Genomic DNA, 22030 nt, shown 5'->3' with positions numbered 1-22030 from the left:
CTTGCTTACTTATATGAGGTGGTGTGGGGGGCAGGGTTCCGCGTCATGCGGGGTGCCGTCCGATGGGGTCGATGCGGAGGCGGCCCGTGCGGGGGTCGACGGCGACCTCGACCCGGATGTCGTAGACCTCGCCGATGTTCTCGGCGGTGAGGACGTCGACGGGGGCGCCCGCCGCGTGCACGCGGCCCGAGCGCATAAGGACCAGCGTGTCCGCGACGCGGGACGCCTGGTCGAGGTCGTGGAGCACGATGCCGACCGCGATGCTGTGGTCGCGGACGAGGTCTCGCACCAGGTCGAGCGTCTCGATCTGGTAGCGCAGGTCCAGGTGGTTGGTGGGTTCGTCGAGCAGGACGACGCCGGTGTCCTGGGCCAGGCATGCGGCGAGCCAGACGCGCTGCATCTCACCGCCGGAGAGTTCGCCGACCGGCCTTCCGGGCATGTCCCGTACGCCCGTGACGCCCATGGCACGGTCGACGGCGGCCCGGTCCTCGGCGGTCAGTCCCGCGAAGCCGCGCCGATAGGGGTTGCGTCCGAACGCCACGACCTCCGCGACCGTCAGGCCCTGCGGCGCCGGCCTCGACTGAGAGAAGAGCGTGACCTCGCGGGCGAACTGGCGGGCGCTGAGCAGCGTCGCGTCCCGCTCGGGCTCGCCTTCGGGCGCGCCGAGCGTCACCCGACCGTCGTCCACTCGGTGCAGCCGGGAGAGTGCCCGCAGCAGAGTGGACTTCCCGCTGCCGTTCGGCCCCACCAGGGCGGTTGCCCGGCCGGGCGCCAGGCCGATGGAGACGCCGTGGACGACGGCCCTGCCGCCATGGCTCAGCTCCAGTCCGTGCCCGTTGAGAGCGGCAACCGGCGTGGTGGGGTCGGCAGCCGGGCGGCCGGTGTGCCGGGAGAGGCGTGTGAACATCGATGAGTCCGGGTGGTCGCAGGGGCGAGGTGTGCGGCACCCTCTGTCCGGCCATCACCGGCCGAGCCGCGCACTCTGCCGCGAACTCTTCTGCGTACGGGCAGCACGGTCCACGTCGAGCAACAACTAAGGGTTACCTAACTGAGAGAAGGCTATATTCCGCTCGCCAGGTCGACAATCAGGAGTTATGGACAGCCGATACGGGATTCCGGACATTCCCAGGGGTGGTGCCCATGACCCGCCGGAACGCGGCGATGAAGGAGCTGGGCTGCGCGTAGCCGAGCGTCTCGGAGACCGTCATCACGTCGAAGCCCTCGGAGAGGAGCGCCAGCGCGCGGTGGACCCGCAGCAGTTGCCGCCACTGCGCGAAGGAGAGGCCGGTCGTCTGGCGGAACGCACGGGTGATCGTGCGGTCGCTGATACCCAGCGCCCGTGCCCACTCCTCCAGTGACCGGCGGTCGGCGGGGTCGGCCAGCAGAGCCTCGGCAATAGCGTCGATCCGGCCGTTGCTGGGCGGCAGCGGCAGGGCGAACTGCTGCTCCGACGGCTGGAGCACGTCGAACACGACCGACTCCGCCCGCGCCCTGGCCGCGTCGTCGAGATCCGTACGAGCGAGATGGGTCAGCAGTGACTCCAGGAGCGGCGTCATCGTGATCGTCCTCGGCCCCCCGAACGCGAACGGCGTACGGTCGGGGGCGAAGAAGGCGTCGTGGAACTCCGCGCCCGCCGTGGCCCGCCCTCCGTGCACCACTCCGGCGGGCATCCACAGCCCGTACCCCTCGGACACGGTGAAGACGCGGTCCTGTACGCGGGAGGTGACCGTGCCACCGCGGACCCAGACGAGTTCGTGGGAGGGGTGGGAGTGCGGCGCCCACTCGGTGGGCACGCACGGTACGTGGGAGCCGGCCGTTATGGCGCCGCTCGCCGCCTGCTCCGGAAGGGCGAGGGCCCGCCGTATGATGGTGCCGGCCTCACGCCGCCACATCCCGGGGTTCCCCTCTGCGGCAGCGCGAGACGTTCGGGCCATACGGGCGAGTCTATCTCGCGTGGTGAGGGGCCCTCCGGGGCCCTCGTTCGCCGGCGTCGTCGACGTCAGGAAACGGGGAACCAGGCCTACAGGCGCTTGGCAATTGACGGTACATCGACGTGGTCCTGTGCGCCGTCCTCGACGAACGGCCCGGCAACGGAAACGGGCGGCGGGACGGTACTGGGGCTGACGCCGTTGAACCGCAGGAAAACACGCATGGCGAGCCAGGCGGTGCGCTCGTTGCCGTCGATCAGCGCATGATTGCGGGCGACGGAGTGCAGCAGTACCGCAGCCTTCTCTGGCAGCGGGGGACGTCCGGGGCGCTCGATCGCTGACACCGGAAGGCCCATGTCGCGCACCCTGTGCTCGGTGCCGTTGACCGTGCGAGCGATGGCCAGGATCTCGCCCGAAGCCTAACGGAGTCCTCCTTGGCCCGGGCAGGCCGTCGGGACGCGCCCGCGAAGATCTCCTGCCGGTCCGCCTCGGGCAGTCCCCCCAGGATGTCCTCGGTAAGAGCCCGCAGCTCGGGCAGGGACTGTTCGGCCGCTGGCAGGTTCAACTTACAGGCGATCCGTCCGGCGCCGAACGCCTCGACGACCGGTGTGAGGAAGTCACCCTCCCGGTCGCCGGCGTCCTTGATCCGCTTCAGGTTGCGGTGGGTGAGCTTCTTGAGGTGCAGACCGGGCTGCTTGCCGAGGGCCGCGACCTCGGCGCCGGCGCGGGCGGGGGACGCAGCGATGTCGGGGTAGCCGATGTGATCCAGGAGCACCTTCACGTCGGGAAATCGCTCCAGGAGCTCCACCAACTGCCCAGTGGCCGCGCCGAGGCGCATCTGTAGGCAGACCGGCAGGCCCAGTTCCGCAGCCTGTTCCCAGGGGAACGCCTCCGGAGCGACGAACCGCTCCCCCTGGGCAGATACGGTGCTGCCGCTGGTGGACAGCCGGACACCTGACAGACCACCCTCACCGACCGCGGCCTTGAGGTTCGCAGCGGCGTCGGGACGCAGCGGGTCGACGGTGCCGACGGCGACAAAGCGTTCGGACCAGTGGTGGCTGCTGTCGAGAACGTAGGAGTTGTCGTAGCCGTACTTTGTCACCTCCGGTACCACCCAGTGCCTCCTGCACTCCTTCTACGGCCACTCGCTGAGCTGGCTGCCCGAGATCAGCGCACTGGAGCCGGAGGAGGAGAGCACCCGCGCCCCGGAAATCCCGGAGGCCCCGCCATTCCGGACGCGGTCGCCCACGCCATGTGGGAGGCATTGCGCGCCGATGGGCGGGGCACCCTGACCGATCTGCAACGGGTGACCGGCCTGTCCGGGACCGCGGTGCGCAAGCGCCTCGAACAACTGCGTGCCACGGGGGGTGCGGCACATCGCCGTCGAGTACGACCGTGAACCGCTCGACCAGAGCGTCGAGGCACTGGTCCGGCTGACCGCCGCTCCCCACGGCCTGGCCGGAGCGGCCCGGGCGCTCGCCACCCGGCGGGAGCTGCGGTCCGCCGCCGCGGTCACCGCCCCGCACCGATCTCATGTTCTCGGTGCTCTACCGGACACCTCCCGATTCCTTTCGCCTTTCTTGACCGAGCAGATCAGTGCGCCGTCCGGTGTTCAGGTGGCGGAGGCAATGCTCACCCTGCGCACGGTCAAAACCCACCGTCGGCTGACGGCGCGCGCCTCGTGGCCGTCAGCCGTCAGCTTGTCTGGCGGGGGGCCGGTTGGGAACATTGCCCAGATAGCCGTGCGCGCCGGCTGCCAGGCACGCGCGACGTGCGGCCCGCGAGACGTCACTCCGCCCGGTAGGCCCCGCCGGGCTCGCCGCCGTCGCGCAGCCATTCCACCACCAGCTCGTCCTTGGTGCCGAAGCGGACGAGATGGCGTCCGACGACCGCCTCCAGCCGTTCCAGAGAGCCACCCTCCGCCTCGACCGTCAGCAGCAGCGCGCTGTCCCCGGCGGAGAGGGTGCCCACGCCGTCCTGGAACAGCAGCCGACCTTCGCCCCTTTCGTCGTCCCATGAGGTCTCGGCGCGGCGGCCGAGGTGGCTCACGAGCTGCTTGGCGTAGCGGTGCGGCCGCTCGGTGACCACCCGTGCCGTGGAGCGGGCCCGCTCGCCGGCGAGGGCGGGCAGGGCCACGCCGAGCTCGCCGGCAGCCTCGGTCAGCTGCTTCCACACCTTCGGGGCGACCGGGATGCCGTTCGCGGACCGCTCGGCGGCGACGGCGGCACTGCGTTCGCCGGGGTAGTACACGCCTTCGGCGCCGTCCGCCGGGGTCAGGGTCTTGAGGGTGGCCAGGGTGGTCTCGACCGACTCTGCGAACGGCTCGGCGCCGCCGAAGGCAGCCGGGTCGACGGCGATCAGCAGGGCGTTCTGGCGGTGCTTGCGGCCCTTGGGGTCGCCGGAGTGGAAGTCGGCGAAGATGGGCGCGCCGACCAGCACGCTGGTCAGCAGCTCGAAGGCGAGTGACATCCCGGACCCCTTGGCCCCGCCGAGCGGCAGCGGCATCACGGCCCTCTCGGGGTCCGTCGTCGGAGTGCCGTCCTCGGTGGCGGCGGCGCCCTCGGGCAGCGGGGTGCCGGACGCCTTGGCCTGGCGGATCTTCCCGAGGGCGATGGTGGCGGTGGCCATGTCGAGGAGCAACGGGGCGCGGCCGTCGGCGGGCACCGCGATCGCCAGCGGGCTGGTGGCCACCGCGGCGCCCTTGACCCCGGTGTACCCCATGTTGGGCATGCCGGCGACGAACGCCAGGCCGACCAGGCCCTGTTCGGCGATCCTCGACACGTAGCGGCCGATGGCTCCCGTGTGCACGGTGCGACGCACGCCGACGGCGGCGATGCCGGTGGTTCTGGCCCGCGTCACGGCCTCCTCGGCGGCCGCGGTCAGGGCCACCGGACCGGGCGCGCGGTCGGCGTCGAGAACGACGGCGGCCGGCGTGGAGGACTCCAGCCGTATCTCGGGGCTGGCGTTGGCGATGCCCTTGGCAAGCAGTTCCAGGTAGGCGGGGACGCGGGCGATGCCGTGCGAGTCGACGCCGCGCTGTGCGGCCCAGACGAACACCTCGGCGGTGGTGCCGGCGTGGTCGGGGCTCAGGCCGCCCTTCTGGAGCAGGGCGGCGGCGAAAACCCGCAGGTTCTCCGCGGGAACCAGGACCTTGCCTGGCTTGGGGTTCGGTGAGTCGGTCATGCTGGCGGGGACCTCCTGGATCAGCGGGTGACGAGGACGTCGACGACGGCGGTGGTGCCGTCCGCCACAGCCTTGAGGGCGCGCTCGAGAGCGGGAGCGAGCGCGTCTGCGGTGTCGACGGTCTCGGTGTGCATGCCGAAGGGTTCGGCGAAGCCGGCGAGCCGGGGCAGCCGGTGCAGGTCGGTGCCGAGCCACTCGCCGGTGTCGGCAGCCGCGCCCTCGGGGTAGAAGCGGCGGTGGTTGAGGTTCATGGACTTGTAGACACGGTTGTTGAAGACCACGATCAGCACCGGCAGGTCGTAGGCCTTCGCCGCGTCGTACGACGGGATAACCGGGTTGTAGGTGAAGGCGCCGTCGCCGATGGTGAGTACGACGGGGCGTTGCTTGACGGCCAGTTTCACGCCGAGGGCGACCGCGATGCCCTGGCCGAGTCCGCCCTGCACGTAGAAGTACGAGTCGGGGTCGGCGGTCTGCACGTGCCGCTTGACGACGCGACTGTGGGTGATGGTCTCGTCGACGACGACGCCGCCGGAACCGGCGAGCAGTTTGCGCAGGTTGGCGGCGACCAGGACCGGGTCGACGCCCTCGGACTGTGCCGCCTTCGCCTCGGCTGCGGCGATGGCGGCCTGCTCGGCGGCGTGGCGTTCCTCCTGCGCCGCACGGCGTGCGGTGACGGTCTCCTCGTCGAGGTCCTTGGCCCGCTTGGCCAGCTGGCGCAGCGTGTTGGCGACGTTGCCCTCCAGGTAGACGTCCGCGAAGAGCACCTGGTAGACGATGTGCGGTCGCTGCGGCACCTGGTCGATGACGACGATCTTCGCCTTGGCCGGCCTGCGGCTCGGCGGGTAGAAGGGGGCGCGGCAGTTGACCAGGAGGATCAGGTCCGCCTCGTCCATCCACGGTCCGATGTCGTTGCCGGCGTGCAGGGGGTGGGTGCGCGGGAAGTTGCCGCAGACCGCCGAGTCGGGCTCGACGACCGGGATGTTCCAGGCCTCGGCGAAGGTGACCAGTGCTTCGAAGCCGCCCGCCTCGCGGCCGGCCGTCTCGGTGACGATCACGGGGTTCTTCGCCTCGCGGATCATCGCCGCGACCGGGTCGACCTCCTCGGGCGAGCTGTGCATGGAGCCCGGCTGCACGATGGGCTTGGCCTCGCGGCCGTCCCACTCCTCCAGAAGGATCTCCAGCGGGACGTTCAGGTAGGCGGGGCCCGCCGGAGCCCGCCAGGCCAGCTCCGCCGCCCGGGTGATCATGGTGGGCAGTGTGTGGATGCCGGCGGCCTCGTTGGACCACTTGGTGAACGGCTGTGCCACGTGGTGCGGTCCGCCCACGATGGAGAGGTTGCGGTACCACTGCCCGCCCGGGTCCTGCCCGGGGCCGTCGCCGTACGTGGTCGACTCCGAGGAGGTGACCACCATCGGGACACCGGCGAGAAGGGCGCCGTGCACCGCCATCGAGCCCTGGAGCAGGCCCGGGGCGGCGTGCAGGAGCACGCCCTGCGGGCGGCGCTCGACCAGGCCGTACCCCGTGGCCATGCCGACCGCCACCGTCTCGTGGGTCAGGTCCAGGTACTCCGGCGCCGGCTCACCGTCGCGGTGACGCCGGGCCAGCGACTCCCACACCGGGGCCCACTCGGACCCCGATGAGCAGAAGATGTAGTCGGCGCCGACGGCCTTGAAGGCGGAGACGACGGCGTCACCGCCGTCGACGCCCGGCCTGTTGTTGCTGTCCGTCATCTCGTGTGCTTCCTCAGCCCTCGATCGGCCAGTTCAGGACCTCGGAGATACCTCGGCCCATGATCCATTCAAGCTCCTCGGGCGTGAAGTCCCAGTGCTTGGTGAACTGCTCGATCGTGTCGGTGTAGGTGATGCCGTGCCCGAGCAGACGGGTGATGTCGGTGCCGTAGAAGCACCGCTGCGGTCCCATCTTGTCGACCATTTCGCGGACGTACTTCTGGATGTTGTTGTTCGGGAAGGGCTGCGTCGAGTAGCCCGGGAGCGCCGAGACCTTCACGTAGATGTTGGGGTGGGCGGCCAGGTCGGCGGTCTCCGAGACCCAGTATCCGATGGCGTCGTCGACGCAGCGGGCCATGATGCCCATGTGGTCGATGATGATCTTCAGTCCGGGGTGCTTGGCGGCGATCTCGCCCAGCTCGCGCTTCCAGATCGGGGCGTGGACCATGGTCGGGATGCCGAGCTGTTCGGCGATCGGCCAGTACCAGTCGTTGGTGCCGTCGATCATCCAGTTGCGGTCCTGCGGGCGGTGGAAGGTGAGCCGGGTGCCCTTGATGTGCGGGTTCTGGGCGAAGTCCTTCAGCATCGCCGTCCCCTCGGCCTCGTTGTCCTGCGGGACGCGGGCCATGATGCCGAAGCGGTCCGGGTGTGCCTCGCACGCCTCCAGGGCGTAGTCGATGCGGTTGCCCTCCCAGGACGGCGGGAGGATCAGCGCCCGGTTGACGCCGGCCTCGTCCATCAGCTCCAGGGCCTCCTCGTACGAGAAGGGGTCCTCTCGGTGGCCGTTGAGGCGGATGCGCTCACGGGCGCCCGGGACCCAGGGGCGGTCCGGGGTCTCTTCCTTCCAGATGTGGATCTGGGTGTCGACGACGAACATGTCGTGAACTCGCTTTCTCGAAGGGGCTGGTGAGTGCTGTGAGAGAGACGCTATGCGGGCGTCGGGGTCTTGCCGAGAGCCTGGGATGCAAGCTGTTGTTGCGCGAAAGTGCGCTGTGAACAGGGCGTTCTCGGCGTGTGTCAGGCCCCGCCGAAGACGGCGCCGACGATGTGCTCGGCGATCGCCATGGAGGCGGTGGCCGCCGGCGAGGGCGCGTTGCGCACGGCGGTGATCCTGCCCACCTGGTGGATGCGGAAGTCGTCCACGAGGGTGCCGTCCCGGTCCAGGGCCTGGGCCCGTACGCCGGCTCCGCCGCGGACCACGTCCCCCGCGCCGACGCCAGGGACGTAGAGGCCCGCGTCCTTCATGAAGGCTGTGGTGGACAGCGAACCGCGGTACTCCTTGACGCCGGTGCGCCAGTGCTGGGCCGCCATCCTCCAGGAACCCGGATAGGCGGCGAGGCCGAGCAGGTCCTTCGGGGAGATCTTGGTGAGCTTGTAGCCCTCCCTGGCGAGTGCCAGAACGGCGTTGGGCCCGACCTCCACCGTTCCGTCGACCCGGGGGGTGAAGTGGACCCCGAGGAACGGGTATCGGGGGTCCGGCACCGGGTAGACGAGGCCGCGGACGAGGTGGGTGCGGTCCGGCTTGAGCAGCATGTACTCGCCCCGGAACGGGATGATCCTGGGTTCCTGTTTGTCCTGGGCGAGCCTGGCCACGGAGTCCGACTGCAGGCCGGCGCACAGGATCAGCCGGTCCACTTTGAGGCGCTGTTGTCCGGAGGCCACCTCGATGCCGCCCGGCACGTTGGTGATGCCGGTGACGGGGAAACCGAGCTTGACCTCGCCGCCCGCGTCGGTGATGTCCTTGGCGAACTCCCGAGCGATCGCCGGGTAGTCGGTGATCGCGGTGCGCGGGGAGTGCAGGGCCGCGATGCCGCCGGCGTTGGGCTCCAGCTCCTTGATCTCGTCCTTGGAGACCCTCCGCAGGTCGGGCACGTGGTTGTTCTTGGCCCGCTCGTAGAGGTTCTCCATACGGCCCAGCTCGTCCTGGCGGACCGCCATCACCAGCTTGCCGATCTCCCGGTAGGGCAGCTCCCGGCCCTGGCAGTACTCGCGCAGCAGTGCCACACCGCGCACCGTCAGGTTCGCCTTGAGGCTGCCCGGCGTGTAGTAGATGCCCGCGTGCACGACGCCCGAGTTGTGACCGGTCTGGTGCAGCGAGACCTGCTGCTCCTTCTCCAGCACCACGACACGGGCGCCGGGGCGCCTGAGCGCGATCTCGCGACCCGTGGCCAGACCCACGATGCCGGCGCCGACGATGCCGATCGTCTCGTCAGCCATCGGCATCCTCCTCTCTGTTCTTGCCGCTCCCCCGCCGTCAGGCGCCGAAGTTGATGGCGACCGTCTTGACGCGGGTGGAGAAGCGCAGGACCTCTTCGCCCTGTTCCTTGTAGCCGGTGCCGGAGTCGTGGAAGCCTCCGAAGGGCAGGTGCACGTCCCAGCCGGGCGTCGGATGGTTGACCGCGATCTGGCCGCACTCCGCCTCGTCGACGAAGCGGTAGGCGGCGCCGATGTCGCGGGTGAAGACGGCTGCGGCAAGGCCGTACACGGAGTCGTTGACGGCCTGGACGGCCTGTGCGAAGTCGTCGACGGCGCGGACGGCGAGGACCGGACCGAAGACCTCGTCGCGCCAGACGGCCATCTCGGGGGTGACGTCGCCGAGCACGGTCGGCCGCACGTAGCAGCCGTGCGCGTGGTCTCCCTCGGTGTCGGCGTCGCCGCCGGTGAGGACCACCGCGCCCTCTTCGACCGCCTTGTACAGGTCGGCGAGGACGCTGTCGCGCTGCTTGGGGCTGGACAGCGGGCACATGGTGGTCGCCGGGTCGCTGCCCGGACCCACCTTGAGCTTCTCGACCTCGGCGACCAGCAGCCGGGTGAACTCCTCGTACGCCGGCCGCTCGACGACCACCCGGCTGGTGGCGGTGCAGCGCTGGCCGGCCTGGCCGAAGGAGCCGGCGACGACGCTCCTCGCGGCAGACGGCAGGTCGGCGTCTTTCAGGACGACGGAGGCGTTCTTGCCGCCCAGCTCGCCCTGGAAGCGGACGTTGCGGTCGCCGAGGCGGCGGCGGATGGAGTTGCCGACCTCGTTGGAGCCGGTGAAGGTGATGCCGGCGATCCGCGGGTCGTCGAGAAGCGCCTCCTCGATCTCCCGGGTGCGGCCGGTGACGACGTTCAGCACGCCGGCCGGCAGTCCCGCGTCGTGCAGGGCGCGCGCGAAGTGCAGTCCGGACATCGGCGTGTCCGTGGCCGGCTTGAACACGGCCGCGTTGCCGGTCGCGAGCAGCGGGGCGAGCTTGCGGGCCGGGGTGATCAGCGGATCGTTCCAGGGGCTGATGACCAGGATGACGCCGATGGGCTCGCGCTGGGTGTGCGTACGGGTGTCGGGGCGGGCGTCGTGCAGGAGGGTGCCGTAGCCCTGGCGGGCGAGGCCGGCGTAGTAGTCGAGGAAGTCGGCGGCCTTGCCCGCCTCGCCGCGGGCTTCGGCCAGCGTCTTGCCGTTCTCGGCGGTGACGTCGGCGGCGATCTCGTCGAGCCGCTCGCGGATCAGGCGGGCGGCCTCGGTGAGGACCCGGGCCCGCTCGAAGGGGCTGGTGCGCTTCCAGACGCCGAAACCCTGCTCGGCCTGGTCGTAGGCCCCGGCGACGTCTTTGGCGGACAGTGCCGGGACCCGGGCCACAGGGGCGCGGACGTCGGCCGGGTCGTGGACGTCGATCCACTCACCGGTCGTCGCCCACTCTCCGCCCAGGAGTGTTTCCAGTGTGCGCATCGGATCACTTCTTCCTTCGTCGGCCGCGGTGCTGGTGAAGATGACGACACACCATGCGGTGGTGGGTTCACCAGGCCTGCGGCGGAAGGCATTGGTTGCATCGCGCGCAGGCCGTCCGGGCGGTGATCCATGCTGGAATCGGCAGGCCGGACGGTGCGCACGGCACCGCCGGGAGCCGAGGAGTGACCGAACATGGCTTACGCAGTCGTCGCCCACTACCGCTGCGCGCCCGCCGACGAGGACGCGGTGCGTGCCGCGCTGCTGAAGGCGCGCGAGGCGACCCGCGCGGAACCGGCGAACCAGCTGTACGAGGTGCACGCCGTGGCCGAGCAGCCCGGCGGGTTCCTGCTGTACGAGCGGTACGACGACGTCGCCGGGTTCGAGGCGCACAAGGCTGCGCCGCATTTCGAGGAGCAGATCGTCGAGACCGTGTGGCCGCTGTTGACGGACCGGTCGGTGACCTTCGCCGAAGTGTTGTGACCAGCAGTGGTGTGAGCACAAGTCCGCAGGGCCGGGAGGCGTCCGCTCCCGGCCCTGCGGCCGTCTCAGAACTCGTTGCCCCAGCAGTAGCGAGCGACCGTCTCCACCAGGACGAGCTTCCTGCGCTGGTCCTCGGCGCTCAGCAGCGGCCGGTCCGCGACGTCGGCGAAGCCGCGGGACGGGGAGACCGCGGCGTCCTCCAGGTCCTTGAACGCCTCGAGCGGGTCGATCCGGGACATCACCGTGTCGACGTCCTCCAGTTCGGGCCGGGTGGCGTCTACCACGCCCAGGCAGAAGTCCCGCTCCTCGGGCAACGCCCGTACGAGATCCACCTCGGCCTCGGTGCCCTGGTCGAAAGGCAGTACCCAGCGGTCCGCGGGGACGGCCGTGTACAGCCGCTCGGCGCGGCCCCGGTCCACGGCGGCCGGCGCCGCCCAGCCGGGCGCCACGCCGATCCGCACGCCCTCGGGGCGCTCGTCCAGCCGTACCGCCAGGGCGTCCACCGCAAGGGCGTCCTCGAAGGACAGCGCGCCGGGGGCGGCGGCCGGATCGGCGGCGACCTGGTCCAGCAGGAGCGGGTTGTTCAGCTGGATCAGGCGGACTCCCTGGGAGACCAGCAGTGCGATCTCGGCCCGGACGATCTCTGCCAGCGCTTCGCCGAGTTCCCGGGCGGAGGTCACGCCGAGGCCGTCCTGGTACGTCGTCGCCGCGAGGTAGGCCGGGGACGGCAGCGTGGCCTTGGGGGCGATCACCGTCAGCCCGGTGAGCCGGCTGCCGTAGTCGGGCAGCAGCGGGCCGTTGACCTTCGGCAGGGACTCGGCGACCCAGCGGACCAGGCCGTCGGGGCCCGCCTCGTCGGTACGGCGGAAGCCCGAGACGGTGCCGAGCACGGCGCCGCGGAAGTCCTCGCGGGGGTGGTCGCCGTCGGTGACGACGGTGGAGCGCAGCTTGCGCTGGAGGATCACCGCCTCCTCGACCGCCGCGGTCTCGGCCTCCTTCAGCGCCTCCGGGTCACCGGCCGCGCGGGCGGCGGTGAGTTCGGCGGGGCGCACCAGGCTGCCGTGGTGGTCGATGCGGTAGTTGAACGTGTCCGCCATGGGTCAGTCCTTCCCGGCGTCGGAAGCGGAGGGAGCGGGCGTGGCCGCGACGCCCCAGGCGGCGAACTCCAGCTCGTAGCCGAGGGCTTGCAGGACCTCGTCGGCGATGACCTGGTCCTCGTCGGCGGTGCCGCCGGCGATGCCGAGGCCGCCGATGATCTCGCCGTCCTTCTTGATGGTGACGCTGCCCTCGGTGGCGAGGATGGGCATCGATGCGCCGGGCAGCTGGGAGAGCTGGGAGAAGAAGACGGGCTGGCTCTCCTGCCACTTCTTCAGCATCTTGCCGGGACGCTGCATGACGGCCGCGGTGTACGCCTTGGCACGTGCGATGTCGGGAGTGAGCGGGCGGGCGCCGTCGGGTCGGCGGACGGCGACGACGAAGCCTCCGGCGTCGACGACGGCGACGCTCACAGCCTTGCCGATCTGCTGGGCCCGCTTCTGGGCGGCGGCGATGATCTCCTCGGCGGCGTCGAGGCTGATGTTGCTCATGCGGCTTCCTTCGGTGCGGTCAGGGTGCGGCGCAGGCGGGCGACGGCCGCGTTGTACGGCTCGGGCGTCTCCCAGTACATGGAGTGCGGAGCACCGGGGACGATCTCCAGGTGCGATCCCTCCACCAGTTCGTGGGCGCGGGTGACGGTCTTGACGCTCAGGACGGCGTCCTTCTCGCCGGCGAGGAAGGCGACCTTGACGCCCGACTCCCGGATCTCCTCCAGGCTGGGGCCGTCGGTGTCGAGGTTGCGCAGGTCCTGCATCCTGGCGACGTTGAACGTGCCCATCTGCTGGAACAGGAAGGTCAGGTCGGCGCGGCCGGTCTGGAACTCCTTGGTCAGCAGCCGGTCGATGACCGGGAGCTTCACGGCCTCGGCGCGGTCGGCGGCGGCCAGCTCCTTCAGCTCGGGGTGACTGATGCCGCCCAGCGAGTGGCCGAGGACGACGGAGGAGACCCGGCCGCGGCGCAGCAGGCCGGCGCGCAGGGCGGCGACGGAGCCGATGGACTGACCGACCAGCATGGCGTCGGTGAGGTCCTCGGCCTCCAGGACCGCGACGACGTCACCGGGGAAATCCTGGCCGTCGAACTCGGGCATGGAGCTGTCGGACTTGCCGAAGCCGCGCAGGTCGACGGTGACGACGGTGAACTCGTCGCGCAGCGCGGCGACCTGCTGCCACCAGGCCGCGTGGTGGCCGCCGCTGCCGTGCACGAACACGATCGCCGGGCCGCTGCCGTGGCGCTCGTAGTAGATGGAGGTGCCGTCGGAGTCGGCGTAGGGCATGGGGTGTAACTCCTCAGCAGAAACGCTTAGTTGGGGCGCTTGGCGTGGTAGACCAGCTCGATCATGGTGTGGTCCGGGTCGTGGATGTAGCAGAACTTGGACTGGTTCTCGGGGCGCTGGATGGGGCGGGTGTGCCGGATTCCCAGCTCCTTGAGGTGGGCGAGGAAGTCGTCCCAGTCGTCGACCTCGACGGCGAAGTGGTAGGGCGCCATGCGCTCCATCTCCTCGACCGGGGTGAAGTGCAGGTCGAAGTTGCCGCGGGTCATCAGCACCACGCGGGTGTTGGACTTGGGCTGGATCCGCTTCATGCCGAAGACCCTGGAGTACCACTCGGCGGTGCGGTCCGGGTCGGTGGTGGGGAAGTTGACGTGGTGGATGTAGCGGGGTTCTGCGCTCATGACTGGTTCCCTTCGAGGAGTACGGGGTTGGACAGCACGCCGATGCCGCCGATCTCGACGTCCACGGTGTCGCCGGGCTCGATCTGGCAGACGGACTCGGCGCCCATCCACAGCACGTCACCGGGGTGCATGGTGATGTGCTTGGTGATCTCGACGATGTGGTCGTAGGGGTCGAAGACCATGTCGCCGGTCGGGAACTCGGCGCGCGTCTCGCCGTTGACGCGAAGGATGGTGGTCTGCGCGAGGGCGTCGACGTCGGTCTCGATCCAGGGGCCCATCGGCTTGAAGGTGTCGCTGTTCTTGCTGCGCCAGAAGGTGCGGTCCTGGTGCTGCCAGGTGCGCGCGCTGACGTCGTTGCCGATGGTCCAGCCGAAGACCGACTTGCGGGCCTCGTCGTGGGTGGCGCGGCGCAGGGTGCGGCCGATGACGGCGACGAGTTCGGGCTCGGCCTCGAAGCGGCCCGTCACCTCGGCGGGCTTAACGATCGGCGAGAGGTGGCCGGTGAGGGCGTTGTTGGCCCGGTAGCCGACCTCGGGGCGCTCGGGGGTCGCCACTCCCGCGTGCTCGATGTGCCGGGGGTAGTTCATGCCGACGGCGTAGAAGACGGACGGGACTACCGGCGGCAGCCACTGCGCGCGGGCGCGCGGGACCGTGCCGATGACGTGGACGTCGGTCTCGTCGAGAGGGGAGCCGGAGAGCAGTTCGACGTCGTGCTGCCCGACGCGGCCCCACACCGCCCGTCCGCCGACGGAGACGCGTGCGTACCTCATGGCGCCAGCAGGTGGGAGACGCGCTTGGTGACCAGGTAGGCGTCCAGGGCCTCCGGTCCGCCTTCGCGTCCGTAGCCGCTGTCCTTGACGCCGCCGGAGGGGGCCTCGTGGACGGAGCCGCCGCAGTGGTTCAGGGAGAGGATGCCGGCCTCGAGTTCCTCGGACAGCTTCTCGGCGGTCGCGGCGGAGTCGGTGAAGCCGTAGGCGGCCAGTCCGTAGGGGAGCGCGTTGGCGGTCGCGAGCGCCTCGTCGAGGTCGCTGAAGGGAACGATGGGCGCCAGCGGACCGAACGGTTCTTCGCTCATCAGCTCCGCGTCCTCGGGCACATCGGTGAGGACGGTCGGCGCGAAGTAGTAGCCGGGGCGGTCCAGGCGCTCGCCGCCGGTGAGCACCTTGGCACCGCGGGCGACGGCGTCGGCGGTCAGGCGCTCCATGGCCTTCAGCCGGCGCTCGTTGGCGAGGGGGCCCATGGTGGTGCCGTCCTCCAGTCCGTCGCCGACCGCCACGGCCTCGGCGGCCTCCACGAACTCGGCGGTGAACTCCTCCACGATCGACTCGTGGACGAGGAAGCGGCTGGGTGAGGTGCACACCTGTCCGGCGTTGGCCCACTTGGCCTGGGCTGCCCTGCGGGCGGCCTTGACGGGGTCGGCGTCCGCGCAGACGATCACCGGGGCGTGGCCGCCCAGCTCCATCAGTGACGGCTTCATGACCTCGCCGGCCTTGCCGGCAAGCAGCTTACCGACCGGGACGGAGCCGGTGAAGGCGATCAGCCGGGTGGCCGGGGAGGCGATCAGGTGGTCGGAGACCTCCGCGGGCTCGCCGAAGACGAGGTTGAGCACTCCGGCCGGCAGACCCGCGTCGGCGTAGCAGCGGACCAGTTCCATCGCGGTGGCCGGGGTCTCCTCGGAGGCCTTGATGACCAGGGAGCAGCCGGCCGAGAGCGCGGAGGAGATCTTCCGGTTGGGGCCGCCCACCGGGAAGTTCCACGGCACGAAGGCGGCGACGGGTCCGATCGGCTCGCGCCGCACGGTCAGGACGGTGCCGGGGGCGGAGGGGATGATCCGGCCGTAGGCGCGGCGGGCGTCGTCCGCGTGCCAGCGCAGGGTCTCGGCGGTGCGGCGGGCCTCGCCGGTCGACTCCCTGAGCGGCTTGCCCTGTTCCCGGGTCATGACGCGGCCGATGTCGGCGGCGCGCTCGGCGATGAGGTCTGCGGCGGCGTGCAGGATGCGGGTGCGCTCGGCGACGGGGGTGTCCCGCCAGACCCGGAAGCCCTCGGTGGCGGCGTCGAGCGCGCGGTCGAGGTCGGCGGGGGTGGCCAGCGGTACCTCTCCGATCACCTCCTCGGTGGCCGGGTTCACGATGGGGGCGGTACGTCCGGTGCCGCCCTGGCACCACTCGCCCGCGATGTGCATGCGGACGGCGGGGTAGCCGTGATCGGTGGTCATGGGTGGGTGCCCTCTCAGGCTGGCGGGGGTGGTGGTTCGGGGCTGTCCGGGCTCAGGAGGCGGGGGCGTCCTGGTCGCGATTGGTGCGCAGTGCCCAAATGTGGTGCGGTGGGGTGGTTTCGTGCACGCGGGTCTCGTAGGTGTCGTCGACCCGGTCCATGTCTGTGGCGTACTCGACGCGGCCGCCGCAGGGGGCGTGCAGGAAGCGGAAGACGTTGGAGCCGATGGTGTGCCGGCCCAGCTTGCGGGCCTCCCGCCAGCCCCGCTCGATCATGAAGTTGCCGCCCTCGATCACGTCGTCGAAGCCGGGGACCTCGTACGCGATGTGGTTGATGCCGGTCCGGTCGGGGCGGTGGCACAGCAGCATGGTGTGCTGGTCGTCGTCTCCGGGGGCCTGCATGAAGACGCCCATGGGCTCGACGACGTCGGTGGGGCGGAAGCCGAGAAGGTCGGTGTAGAAGGCGACGGCCTCGTCCTTGCCCTCCTTGGCGATGTTGAGCGCCACGTGGCACATGCGCAGCGGGTGGGCGCGGGTGATCGGTTCCAGTGCCTGGTTCCAGCGGCCCACGTGGCCCAGCGTGTTGGCGGGGCGGGGGGCGGCGGCCGCCTTCTTGGGCCGGGCGAGGGTGAGGCCCACGCCGAAGCCGCTGCGGTCGACGGTGTGGTGGACGCCGTCGGCGCTCTCGCGGACCGTGTGGTCGCGGCCGACGGCGGCCAGCAGGCGGTCCAGTTCCTCGCGGGTGTCGACGCCCCAGACGACCTCCCGCAGCGTGGGCCCGTTCTCCACGGGGGCCGGCAGCAGCGGGCCGGGGCCGGTGTCGAGATGGAGAGTCTGTCCGGTGAGCGTCTCGAACACCGCGTGCTCGTCGGTCCGCTCCAGCAGGAAGAGGCCGAAGTCTTCGAAGAACCGGATGCATTCGCCGAGGTCGTCGATGCTGTAGGTGACCGATTCGATTCTCTGGATTCCCATGAATTCCTCGTTTCCGTCTCGCCTGGTGAGCGTAGGTTTGCGGGCGCGGGGGCCTCAATGGCCCGAGGTCTCCCGGGTTCGCAATCGTTTCTTGCGCGGCCGGGCCGCGTTCAGGTGCGCACGGCGGGAATGGGGTTCTGGGAGAACCATGCGGCGAGGAAGTCCAGGAACACGCTGACCTTGCGCGGGGTGTCCTGTCCCGGACCGTAGATCGCGTACAGCGGGCGGTCCGGCACCGCCAGCTCGGGCAGCAGCACCTGGAGGGCGCCGGAGACGAGGTCGTCGTAGACCGGACGCTGGGGCAGCAGGGCGATGCCGCGGCCGTGCACGGCGGCCTTCTGCAGGGCGATGTAGGAGTTCGACGAGAAGGCGATGTTGCGGATCTTGTGCAGGGTGCTGGCGTGACCGTGGCCTATCCGCCACACGGGGTCGTTGACGTGGACCAGGCAGTCGTGGGCGGCGATGTCGTTCGGGTGGTCGAGACCGCCGCACCGCGCGATGTACCCCTCGGACGCGCACAGCACGAACGGCAGCGAGGCGATCTTCTTCAGCCGGACGCCGGAATCGCGGAGATCGCGGGTATGGAAGGCGATGTCGAAACCGCTGTCGAGGAAGTCGTAGGTGCGGTCGGACATGCCACCGAGTTCGAAGCGGACCTGGATTTTCGGGTGCTCCGCCGAGAACGCGGCGATCGCCTCGCCGAGGTCGAGGCTGCCTATCCACTTCGGGCAGATGATGCTGAGGGTGCCCTCGGCGCGGTCGTGCAGCTGGGAGATGGAGGCGTCCTCGGCCTCGATCTCGTCCAGGATGCGGGTGGCGAAGTCGGCGTACCGCTGGCCCGGTTCGGTGAGGCTCACCGACCGGGCCGTGCGGTTGACGAGGCGGACACCCACCTGCCGTTCCAGCTCGGCGACGTGCCGGGACACCAGGGAACCGGACGAGCCCAGCTTTTTCGCGGCACCGCTGAAGCTGCCCACCTGGGCGACGGTGACGAAGCTGTGCATGAGGAGTAGGCGGTCCACGGTTTCCTCCTGGGCCCACGGCGGTCAGACGACGCTGCCGCCGGCTGCGCGACGTGCTGGTGAAGGACGCGCCCGGAGGGGGCCGGAGAGGCTGCTCCCTCTCATGGCGGGCACTTCAGATTAAGAGATCTCTCCGCTGAGTAAAGGGGTTCTGACCTCACAGTTTCATGTGGTATCCGGAGACTTGCGGTGGGCGGCGCGGCGGGCCCTGCGGTGTTCGCGGCCCTCTGGGTCGGTGGCCGGGATGGCCGCCAGCAGCCTGCGGGTGTAGGGCTGCTTGGTCGTGCGGAACAACTGCTCGGTCTCCTCGAACTCCACCAGTCGGCCGTGCTGCAGGACGGCTAGGCGCTGCGAGATGTGGCGCACCAGGCGCAGGTCGTGCGTGATGAACAGAAAGCTGACCCCGGTGGACTCCTGGAGGTCGGCGAGCAGGTTGACGATCTGGCTCTGGGTGGAGACGTCCAGCGCGCTGACCGCCTCGTCGCAGATGACCAGCCGGGGCTTCAGCGCGATGGCGCGGGCGATGGCCACCCGCTGCCGCTGGCCACCGGACAGTTCCATGGGGTAGCGGGTGAGCAGGGCCGGGTTCAGGCCGACCATGTGGAACGCCTCGGCGGCGGCCTCCTCCCGTTCCTTGCGCGAGCCCCTGCCGTGGCGGCGCAGGGGCCCGGTGACGGCGTCGCGCACGATGTGCCGGGGGTTGAGCGAGGAAGCCGGGTCCTGGAAGACGGCCTGCACGTCCCGTCGGTAGGACAGCGGGGTGGACCGGCCGAAGGCGGTGACCTCGCGTCCGTCGAACGTGATCGTGCCGGACACCGGGTCGATGAGGCGCAGGATGGTGCGGCCGATGGTCGACTTGCCGGAGCCGGACTCGCCGACCAGGCCCAGGGTCTCCCCGGGCCGGATGTCGAAGCTGACGCGGTCGACGACGGGGGTGTCGGTGTGCCGCCAGGAGGCGGCCCGTCCGGTGCGGTAGCTGACGCTGAGGTCGCGGACTTCCAGCAGGGGGGCGTCGTCCGGCCCCGGGGCGGCGGACTCGGTGAGGGGTGCGGTCTTCACGGCTTGGTCACCTCCAGGACGAGGTCGTCGGCACGGATGCAGCGGACGTTCTCCGCGAGGTGCACGGGGTGCTCACGGCAGCCGTCCTCGGCGAAGGAGCAGCGGTCGGCGAAGTGGCAGCCGACGGGCCAGGAGCCGGCCGGCGGCACCTGGCCGGGAATGGTGGCCAGGCGTCCTCCGGTGACCTCTCCCGAGGGGCTGGACGCCATCAGGGCGGCGGTGTACGGGTGGCGGGGCCGGTGGAGCACGCCGGACACCTCGCCGACCTCCACGATCTGGCCGGCGTACATGACGGCGACCCGGTCACAGGTCTCGGCCACCACACCCAGGTCATGGGTGATCATGATGATGGACATGTTGAACTCGTCGCGGAGTTCCAGCAGCAGGTCGAGGACCTGACTCTGGGTCGTCACGTCGAGCGCGCTGGTCGCCTCGTCGGCGATGAGCACCTTGGGCCCGGCCGCCAGCGCCATGGCGATGGCCACGCGCTGGGCCATGCCTCCGGAGAACTGGTGCGGGTAGTCGTTGAGCCGTCCTTCGGCGTCACGCACCCCGACCCGGGTGAGCAGTTCGACGGCACGGGCCCTGGCCTGCTCCTTCGACATGCCGAAGTGCAGCCGCAGCGGCTCGCAGAGCTGCCTGCCCACGGTGTGCACCGGGGAGAGCGCGGTCATCGGGTCCTGGAGCACCACGGAGATGCCGGAACCGCGGTGGCGCCGCATCTCCTTCTCCCCGAGGCCCGCCATGTCCTCGCCGCCCAGCCGCACCGACCCCGCGGTCACATGGATGCCGCGGGGCAGCAGACCGAGGACGGAGCGGGACAGGATCGACTTGCCCGAGCCGGACTCGCCCAGCAGGCCGAGGACCTCTCCGTCGCGCAGGGTGAGACTGGCGTCCTTCACCAACGGGACGGGTCCGTCGGAACCGTCGAGGGCGACCGTGACGTGCCGCACGGCAAGCACGGCGTCGGAGTCGTCGAAGCTGTCGCCGTCCCCGACGTCATTCTTGGTCCTGTCCTGCCGCGCCGTGGCGCCGGCGGCGGACGCGGCCGCCGCGGCCTTGAGGGTGCCGCGGAACCGGCGGCTGACGGAGGTTCGGCCGCCGCCCATGAGGGCGTCGTTGATGCCGTCGCTGATCACGTTGAACGCGAGCACAGTGATCACGATGGCGATGCCGGGCGGGAACGGCAGGAAGGTCTGCTCGGCCTGGTGCTCCGCGGCGAGGGAGAGCATCGCCCCCCAGGAGGAGGTGTCGGACTCCAGGCCGAGGCCCAGGAAGCTGAGGACGGACTCGATGACGACGGCGTGGCCGAGGAACCCGGCGGCCTGCACGGCGAGCGGCCCGGTGAGGTTGGGCAGCACGTGCCGGAAGAGGATCTCCGGTGTGCGCAACCCGGCCACCTGCGCGGACTCCACGTACTGGCGTTCGCGTTCGGCAAGGGTCACGGCACGGGTGAGCCGGGCGAAGCTCATGCAGAAGATGAGGCCGACCGCCAGCATCAGGGAGAACAGGCCGCGGCCCAGGATCGCGATCACGGCGAAGCCGACCATGATGCCCGGCAGCGCGTCCGACACGTCGAGGAGCCGGGAGCCGAGCCGGTCGGTCCACCCGCCGCGGTAGCCGAGCAGCAGTCCGATGGGCACGCCGATGAGCATGGCGATGCCGACGGCGCCGACGGAGACCAGCAGGGCGACGCGGGCGCCGTACAGCAGCCGGCTGAGGGTGTCACGGCCCAGGTCGTCGGTGCCGAGCCAGTGTCCGGCGCCGGGGCCCTGGAGGACGGCGTCGTAGTTGTGCGCGACCGGGTCGTGCGGGGCGAGAAGCGGGGCGGCAGCGGCGATCAGGACCACCAGCAGCAGTACGCCCACGCCGGCGACGGTTCCCGGCTGCCGCAGCAGGCGGGGCACGAGGCCGTGGCGGTTCTGCTTCCTCGGCGGTGCGGGCTCGGTCTTGCCGGGCGCCGGTGTTTTCTCGGTCACGGTCATTGGGGGCGAACCTTCGGGTCGAGCAGGCCGTAGCCCACGTCCAGAACGAGATTGACGCCGATGACGAGGACGGCGACCACGAGGACGGCACCCTGGACAACGGGGAAGTCCTTGCCGATCACGCTGTGCAGGAGCAGTTCGCCCAGGCCGGGAACGGCGAAGACCGTCTCGACGACGAAGCTCGCGCCGATCAGGATGCGCAGGGTGAGGCCGGTGGAGGCGAGCACGGGGATCATGGCGTTCTTCAGGGCGTACCGCACCACGACTCGGGTGCGGGGCACGCCGACCGCGGTGAGGTTGTCGATGTAGGGGGCCCTCAGGGACTTGGCCATGGCACCGCGGGTCTGCCGGGCCACCATGGCGGCGGCGGGTGCGCCGAGCGCGACGGACGGCAGGATCATGCCGGTGAACCAGGCGGCGGGGTCCTCGACGAGGGGCGTGTAGGCGACCACCGGCACCCAGCCCAGCTGCACGGCGAAGACCAGCGACAGGATCAGCCCGAACCAGAACTCCGGGATGGCCAGACCCAGGGACGTCACGCCGTTGATCGCCCGGTCCAGGGGACCGGGCCTGAGCGCGGCGAGCACGCCGAGCAGGATGCCGAAGACACCGGCGAAGACCAGGCCGCCGCCGACGAGGGAGAGGGTCGCGGGGAGCCGTTCGGCGATCAGGTCGCTCACCGGCAGGCTGTTGGAGTACGACAGTCCGAGGTCGCCGGTGAGCGCGGCCCCGAACCAGTCCACCAGCCGCTCGGCGAACGGCTGGTCCAGTCCTAGGTCGGACTCGACCTGGGCGAGGCTCTCCGGGGTCGCGCCGGCGCCGAGGATGGCCGCGGCGGGGCTGCCGGGCACCAGGTACGTCAGGAAGAACACGAGCAGGGAGACCAGGGCCAACTGCGGCAGGACCAGGGCGAGGCGGTAGGCGATGAGCTTGCCCATCATCGCCTCCGACCCGCGCGGGCCCCGCGCCCGTCAGCGGTGCGGGCGAAGGTC

20 protein-coding genes and 1 pseudogene are annotated in these 22030 nt (G+C 70.6%); 1 reads left to right on the top strand and 20 read right to left on the bottom strand.

All coding sequences use genetic code 11. From position 1 onward, the window contains the following. Nucleotides 1–43: 43 nt before the first annotated feature. From M6G08_RS24240 to M6G08_RS24200, 9 genes and pseudogenes are all read right to left on the bottom strand, one after another. Nucleotides 44–907, bottom strand: a complete 864-nt coding sequence (locus tag M6G08_RS24240) for an ABC transporter ATP-binding protein (RefSeq protein ID WP_272589276.1) — start codon at nucleotides 905–907, stop codon at nucleotides 44–46. A gap of 178 nt (nucleotides 908–1085) precedes the next feature. Further along, nucleotides 1086–1934: a helix-turn-helix domain-containing protein gene (locus M6G08_RS24235; RefSeq protein WP_272589275.1), complete on the bottom strand. Its 849-nt coding sequence runs from the start codon at nucleotides 1932–1934 to the stop codon at nucleotides 1086–1088. Between the two features lie 86 nt (nucleotides 1935–2020). Then, nucleotides 2021–2335, bottom strand: a complete 315-nt coding sequence (locus M6G08_RS24230; RefSeq protein WP_272591416.1) for a type II toxin-antitoxin system death-on-curing family toxin — start codon at nucleotides 2333–2335, stop codon at nucleotides 2021–2023. 179 nt (nucleotides 2336–2514) lie between these two features. Then, nucleotides 2515–3030, bottom strand: a pseudogene (locus M6G08_RS24225) (amidohydrolase family protein); the annotation flags it as partial. Nucleotides 3031–3716: 686 nt separating this feature from the next. Then, nucleotides 3717–5111, bottom strand: a complete 1395-nt coding sequence (locus M6G08_RS24220; RefSeq protein WP_272589274.1) for an Ldh family oxidoreductase — start codon at nucleotides 5109–5111, stop codon at nucleotides 3717–3719. Between the two features lie 20 nt (nucleotides 5112–5131). Further along, nucleotides 5132–6841, bottom strand: a complete 1710-nt coding sequence (locus M6G08_RS24215; protein ID WP_272589273.1) for a thiamine pyrophosphate-dependent enzyme — start codon at nucleotides 6839–6841, stop codon at nucleotides 5132–5134. Between the two features lie 13 nt (nucleotides 6842–6854). Then, nucleotides 6855–7715 (bottom strand): amidohydrolase family protein, encoded by an 861-nt coding sequence (locus M6G08_RS24210; protein WP_272589272.1) that lies wholly within the window; start codon nucleotides 7713–7715, stop codon nucleotides 6855–6857. Nucleotides 7716–7855: 140 nt separating this feature from the next. Beyond that, a complete protein-coding gene (gene lhgD, locus M6G08_RS24205; protein WP_272589271.1) occupies nucleotides 7856–9055 on the bottom strand; it encodes an L-2-hydroxyglutarate dehydrogenase in 1200 nt (399 codons plus the stop codon). Between the two features lie 37 nt (nucleotides 9056–9092). Then, the gene (locus M6G08_RS24200) at nucleotides 9093–10541 is read right to left on the bottom strand and encodes an aldehyde dehydrogenase family protein (RefSeq protein WP_272589270.1); all 1449 of its coding nucleotides are present in this window, start codon (nucleotides 10539–10541) and stop codon (nucleotides 9093–9095) included. Between the two features lie 192 nt (nucleotides 10542–10733). Between M6G08_RS24200 and M6G08_RS24195 the strand changes: the two genes are divergently transcribed. Continuing rightward, complete coding sequence (locus M6G08_RS24195) at nucleotides 10734–11021, top strand: putative quinol monooxygenase (RefSeq protein ID WP_272589269.1); 288 nt, start codon at nucleotides 10734–10736, stop codon at nucleotides 11019–11021. A 65-nt stretch (nucleotides 11022–11086) separates the two neighbouring features. On the opposite strand, the gene M6G08_RS24190 is transcribed toward M6G08_RS24195, so the two are convergent. The 11 genes from M6G08_RS24190 to M6G08_RS24140 form a co-directional block, all read right to left on the bottom strand. Next, nucleotides 11087–12118 carry a uroporphyrinogen decarboxylase/cobalamine-independent methonine synthase family protein gene (locus M6G08_RS24190; RefSeq protein ID WP_272589268.1) on the bottom strand — a complete coding sequence of 344 codons (1032 nt, stop codon included), beginning with the start codon at nucleotides 12116–12118 and terminating at the stop codon, nucleotides 11087–11089. A 3-nt stretch (nucleotides 12119–12121) separates the two neighbouring features. Then, complete coding sequence (locus M6G08_RS24185) at nucleotides 12122–12607, bottom strand: GlcG/HbpS family heme-binding protein (RefSeq protein WP_272589267.1); 486 nt, start codon at nucleotides 12605–12607, stop codon at nucleotides 12122–12124. After that, nucleotides 12604–13389 carry an alpha/beta fold hydrolase gene (locus M6G08_RS24180; RefSeq protein ID WP_272589266.1) on the bottom strand — a complete coding sequence of 262 codons (786 nt, stop codon included), beginning with the start codon at nucleotides 13387–13389 and terminating at the stop codon, nucleotides 12604–12606. Before M6G08_RS24180 ends, M6G08_RS24185 begins: the two co-directional genes overlap by 4 nt. A 26-nt stretch (nucleotides 13390–13415) precedes the next feature. Continuing rightward, the gene (locus M6G08_RS24175) at nucleotides 13416–13787 is read right to left on the bottom strand and encodes a VOC family protein (protein WP_122619512.1); all 372 of its coding nucleotides are present in this window, start codon (nucleotides 13785–13787) and stop codon (nucleotides 13416–13418) included. Then, nucleotides 13784–14557 (bottom strand): fumarylacetoacetate hydrolase family protein, encoded by a 774-nt coding sequence (locus M6G08_RS24170; protein ID WP_272589265.1) that lies wholly within the window; start codon nucleotides 14555–14557, stop codon nucleotides 13784–13786. The genes M6G08_RS24175 and M6G08_RS24170 overlap by 4 nt, the downstream gene beginning before the upstream one ends. Then, on the bottom strand, nucleotides 14554–16002 hold the full coding sequence (locus tag M6G08_RS24165; protein WP_272589264.1) for an NAD-dependent succinate-semialdehyde dehydrogenase: 1449 nt from the start codon (nucleotides 16000–16002) through the stop codon (nucleotides 14554–14556). Before M6G08_RS24165 ends, M6G08_RS24170 begins: the two co-directional genes overlap by 4 nt. A 52-nt stretch (nucleotides 16003–16054) precedes the next feature. Then, nucleotides 16055–16972: a VOC family protein gene (locus tag M6G08_RS24160; protein ID WP_272589263.1), complete on the bottom strand. Its 918-nt coding sequence runs from the start codon at nucleotides 16970–16972 to the stop codon at nucleotides 16055–16057. Between the two features lie 110 nt (nucleotides 16973–17082). Further along, the gene (locus M6G08_RS24155) at nucleotides 17083–17994 is read right to left on the bottom strand and encodes a LysR family transcriptional regulator (RefSeq protein WP_272589262.1); all 912 of its coding nucleotides are present in this window, start codon (nucleotides 17992–17994) and stop codon (nucleotides 17083–17085) included. A 165-nt stretch (nucleotides 17995–18159) separates the two neighbouring features. Further along, the gene (locus M6G08_RS24150) at nucleotides 18160–19053 is read right to left on the bottom strand and encodes an ABC transporter ATP-binding protein (RefSeq protein ID WP_272589261.1); all 894 of its coding nucleotides are present in this window, start codon (nucleotides 19051–19053) and stop codon (nucleotides 18160–18162) included. After that, nucleotides 19050–21038, bottom strand: coding sequence for a dipeptide/oligopeptide/nickel ABC transporter permease/ATP-binding protein (locus M6G08_RS24145; protein WP_272589260.1), 1989 nt, complete (start codon nucleotides 21036–21038; stop codon nucleotides 19050–19052). The genes M6G08_RS24150 and M6G08_RS24145 overlap by 4 nt, the downstream gene beginning before the upstream one ends. Then, a complete protein-coding gene (locus tag M6G08_RS24140; RefSeq protein ID WP_272589259.1) occupies nucleotides 21035–21979 on the bottom strand; it encodes an ABC transporter permease in 945 nt (314 codons plus the stop codon). The genes M6G08_RS24145 and M6G08_RS24140 overlap by 4 nt, the downstream gene beginning before the upstream one ends. Nucleotides 21980–22030: the final 51 nt, after the last annotated feature.

The organism is Streptomyces sp. M92 (assembly GCF_028473745.1).
Classification (GTDB): domain Bacteria; phylum Actinomycetota; class Actinomycetes; order Streptomycetales; family Streptomycetaceae; genus Streptomyces.
The sequence above is the reverse complement of the archived record's forward strand: the minus strand, read 5'-3'. Positions and strand labels throughout refer to the sequence as shown.

What these genes read in the sequence shown, in the direction of transcription:
- M6G08_RS24240 (WP_272589276.1), bottom strand. Translation starts at nt 907, where the DNA reads ATGTTCACACGCCTCTCCCGGCACACCGGCCGCCCGGCTGCCGACCCC.
- M6G08_RS24235 (WP_272589275.1), bottom strand. Translation starts at nt 1,934, where the DNA reads ATGGCCCGAACGTCTCGCGCTGCCGCAGAGGGGAACCCCGGGATGTGG.
- M6G08_RS24220 (WP_272589274.1), bottom strand. Translation starts at nt 5,111, where the DNA reads ATGACCGACTCACCGAACCCCAAGCCAGGCAAGGTCCTGGTTCCCGCG.
- M6G08_RS24215 (WP_272589273.1), bottom strand. Translation starts at nt 6,841, where the DNA reads ATGACGGACAGCAACAACAGGCCGGGCGTCGACGGCGGTGACGCCGTC.
- M6G08_RS24210 (WP_272589272.1), bottom strand. Translation starts at nt 7,715, where the DNA reads ATGTTCGTCGTCGACACCCAGATCCACATCTGGAAGGAAGAGACCCCG.
- lhgD (WP_272589271.1), bottom strand. Translation starts at nt 9,055, where the DNA reads ATGGCTGACGAGACGATCGGCATCGTCGGCGCCGGCATCGTGGGTCTG.
- M6G08_RS24200 (WP_272589270.1), bottom strand. Translation starts at nt 10,541, where the DNA reads ATGCGCACACTGGAAACACTCCTGGGCGGAGAGTGGGCGACGACCGGT.
- M6G08_RS24195 (WP_272589269.1), top strand. Translation starts at nt 10,734, where the DNA reads ATGGCTTACGCAGTCGTCGCCCACTACCGCTGCGCGCCCGCCGACGAG.
- M6G08_RS24190 (WP_272589268.1), bottom strand. Translation starts at nt 12,118, where the DNA reads ATGGCGGACACGTTCAACTACCGCATCGACCACCACGGCAGCCTGGTG.
- M6G08_RS24185 (WP_272589267.1), bottom strand. Translation starts at nt 12,607, where the DNA reads ATGAGCAACATCAGCCTCGACGCCGCCGAGGAGATCATCGCCGCCGCC.
- M6G08_RS24180 (WP_272589266.1), bottom strand. Translation starts at nt 13,389, where the DNA reads ATGCCCTACGCCGACTCCGACGGCACCTCCATCTACTACGAGCGCCAC.
- M6G08_RS24175 (WP_122619512.1), bottom strand. Translation starts at nt 13,787, where the DNA reads ATGAGCGCAGAACCCCGCTACATCCACCACGTCAACTTCCCCACCACC.
- M6G08_RS24170 (WP_272589265.1), bottom strand. Translation starts at nt 14,557, where the DNA reads ATGAGGTACGCACGCGTCTCCGTCGGCGGACGGGCGGTGTGGGGCCGC.
- M6G08_RS24165 (WP_272589264.1), bottom strand. Translation starts at nt 16,002, where the DNA reads ATGACCACCGATCACGGCTACCCCGCCGTCCGCATGCACATCGCGGGC.
- M6G08_RS24160 (WP_272589263.1), bottom strand. Translation starts at nt 16,972, where the DNA reads ATGGGAATCCAGAGAATCGAATCGGTCACCTACAGCATCGACGACCTC.
- M6G08_RS24145 (WP_272589260.1), bottom strand. Translation starts at nt 21,038, where the DNA reads ATGACCGTGACCGAGAAAACACCGGCGCCCGGCAAGACCGAGCCCGCA.
- M6G08_RS24140 (WP_272589259.1), bottom strand. Translation starts at nt 21,979, where the DNA reads ATGATGGGCAAGCTCATCGCCTACCGCCTCGCCCTGGTCCTGCCGCAG.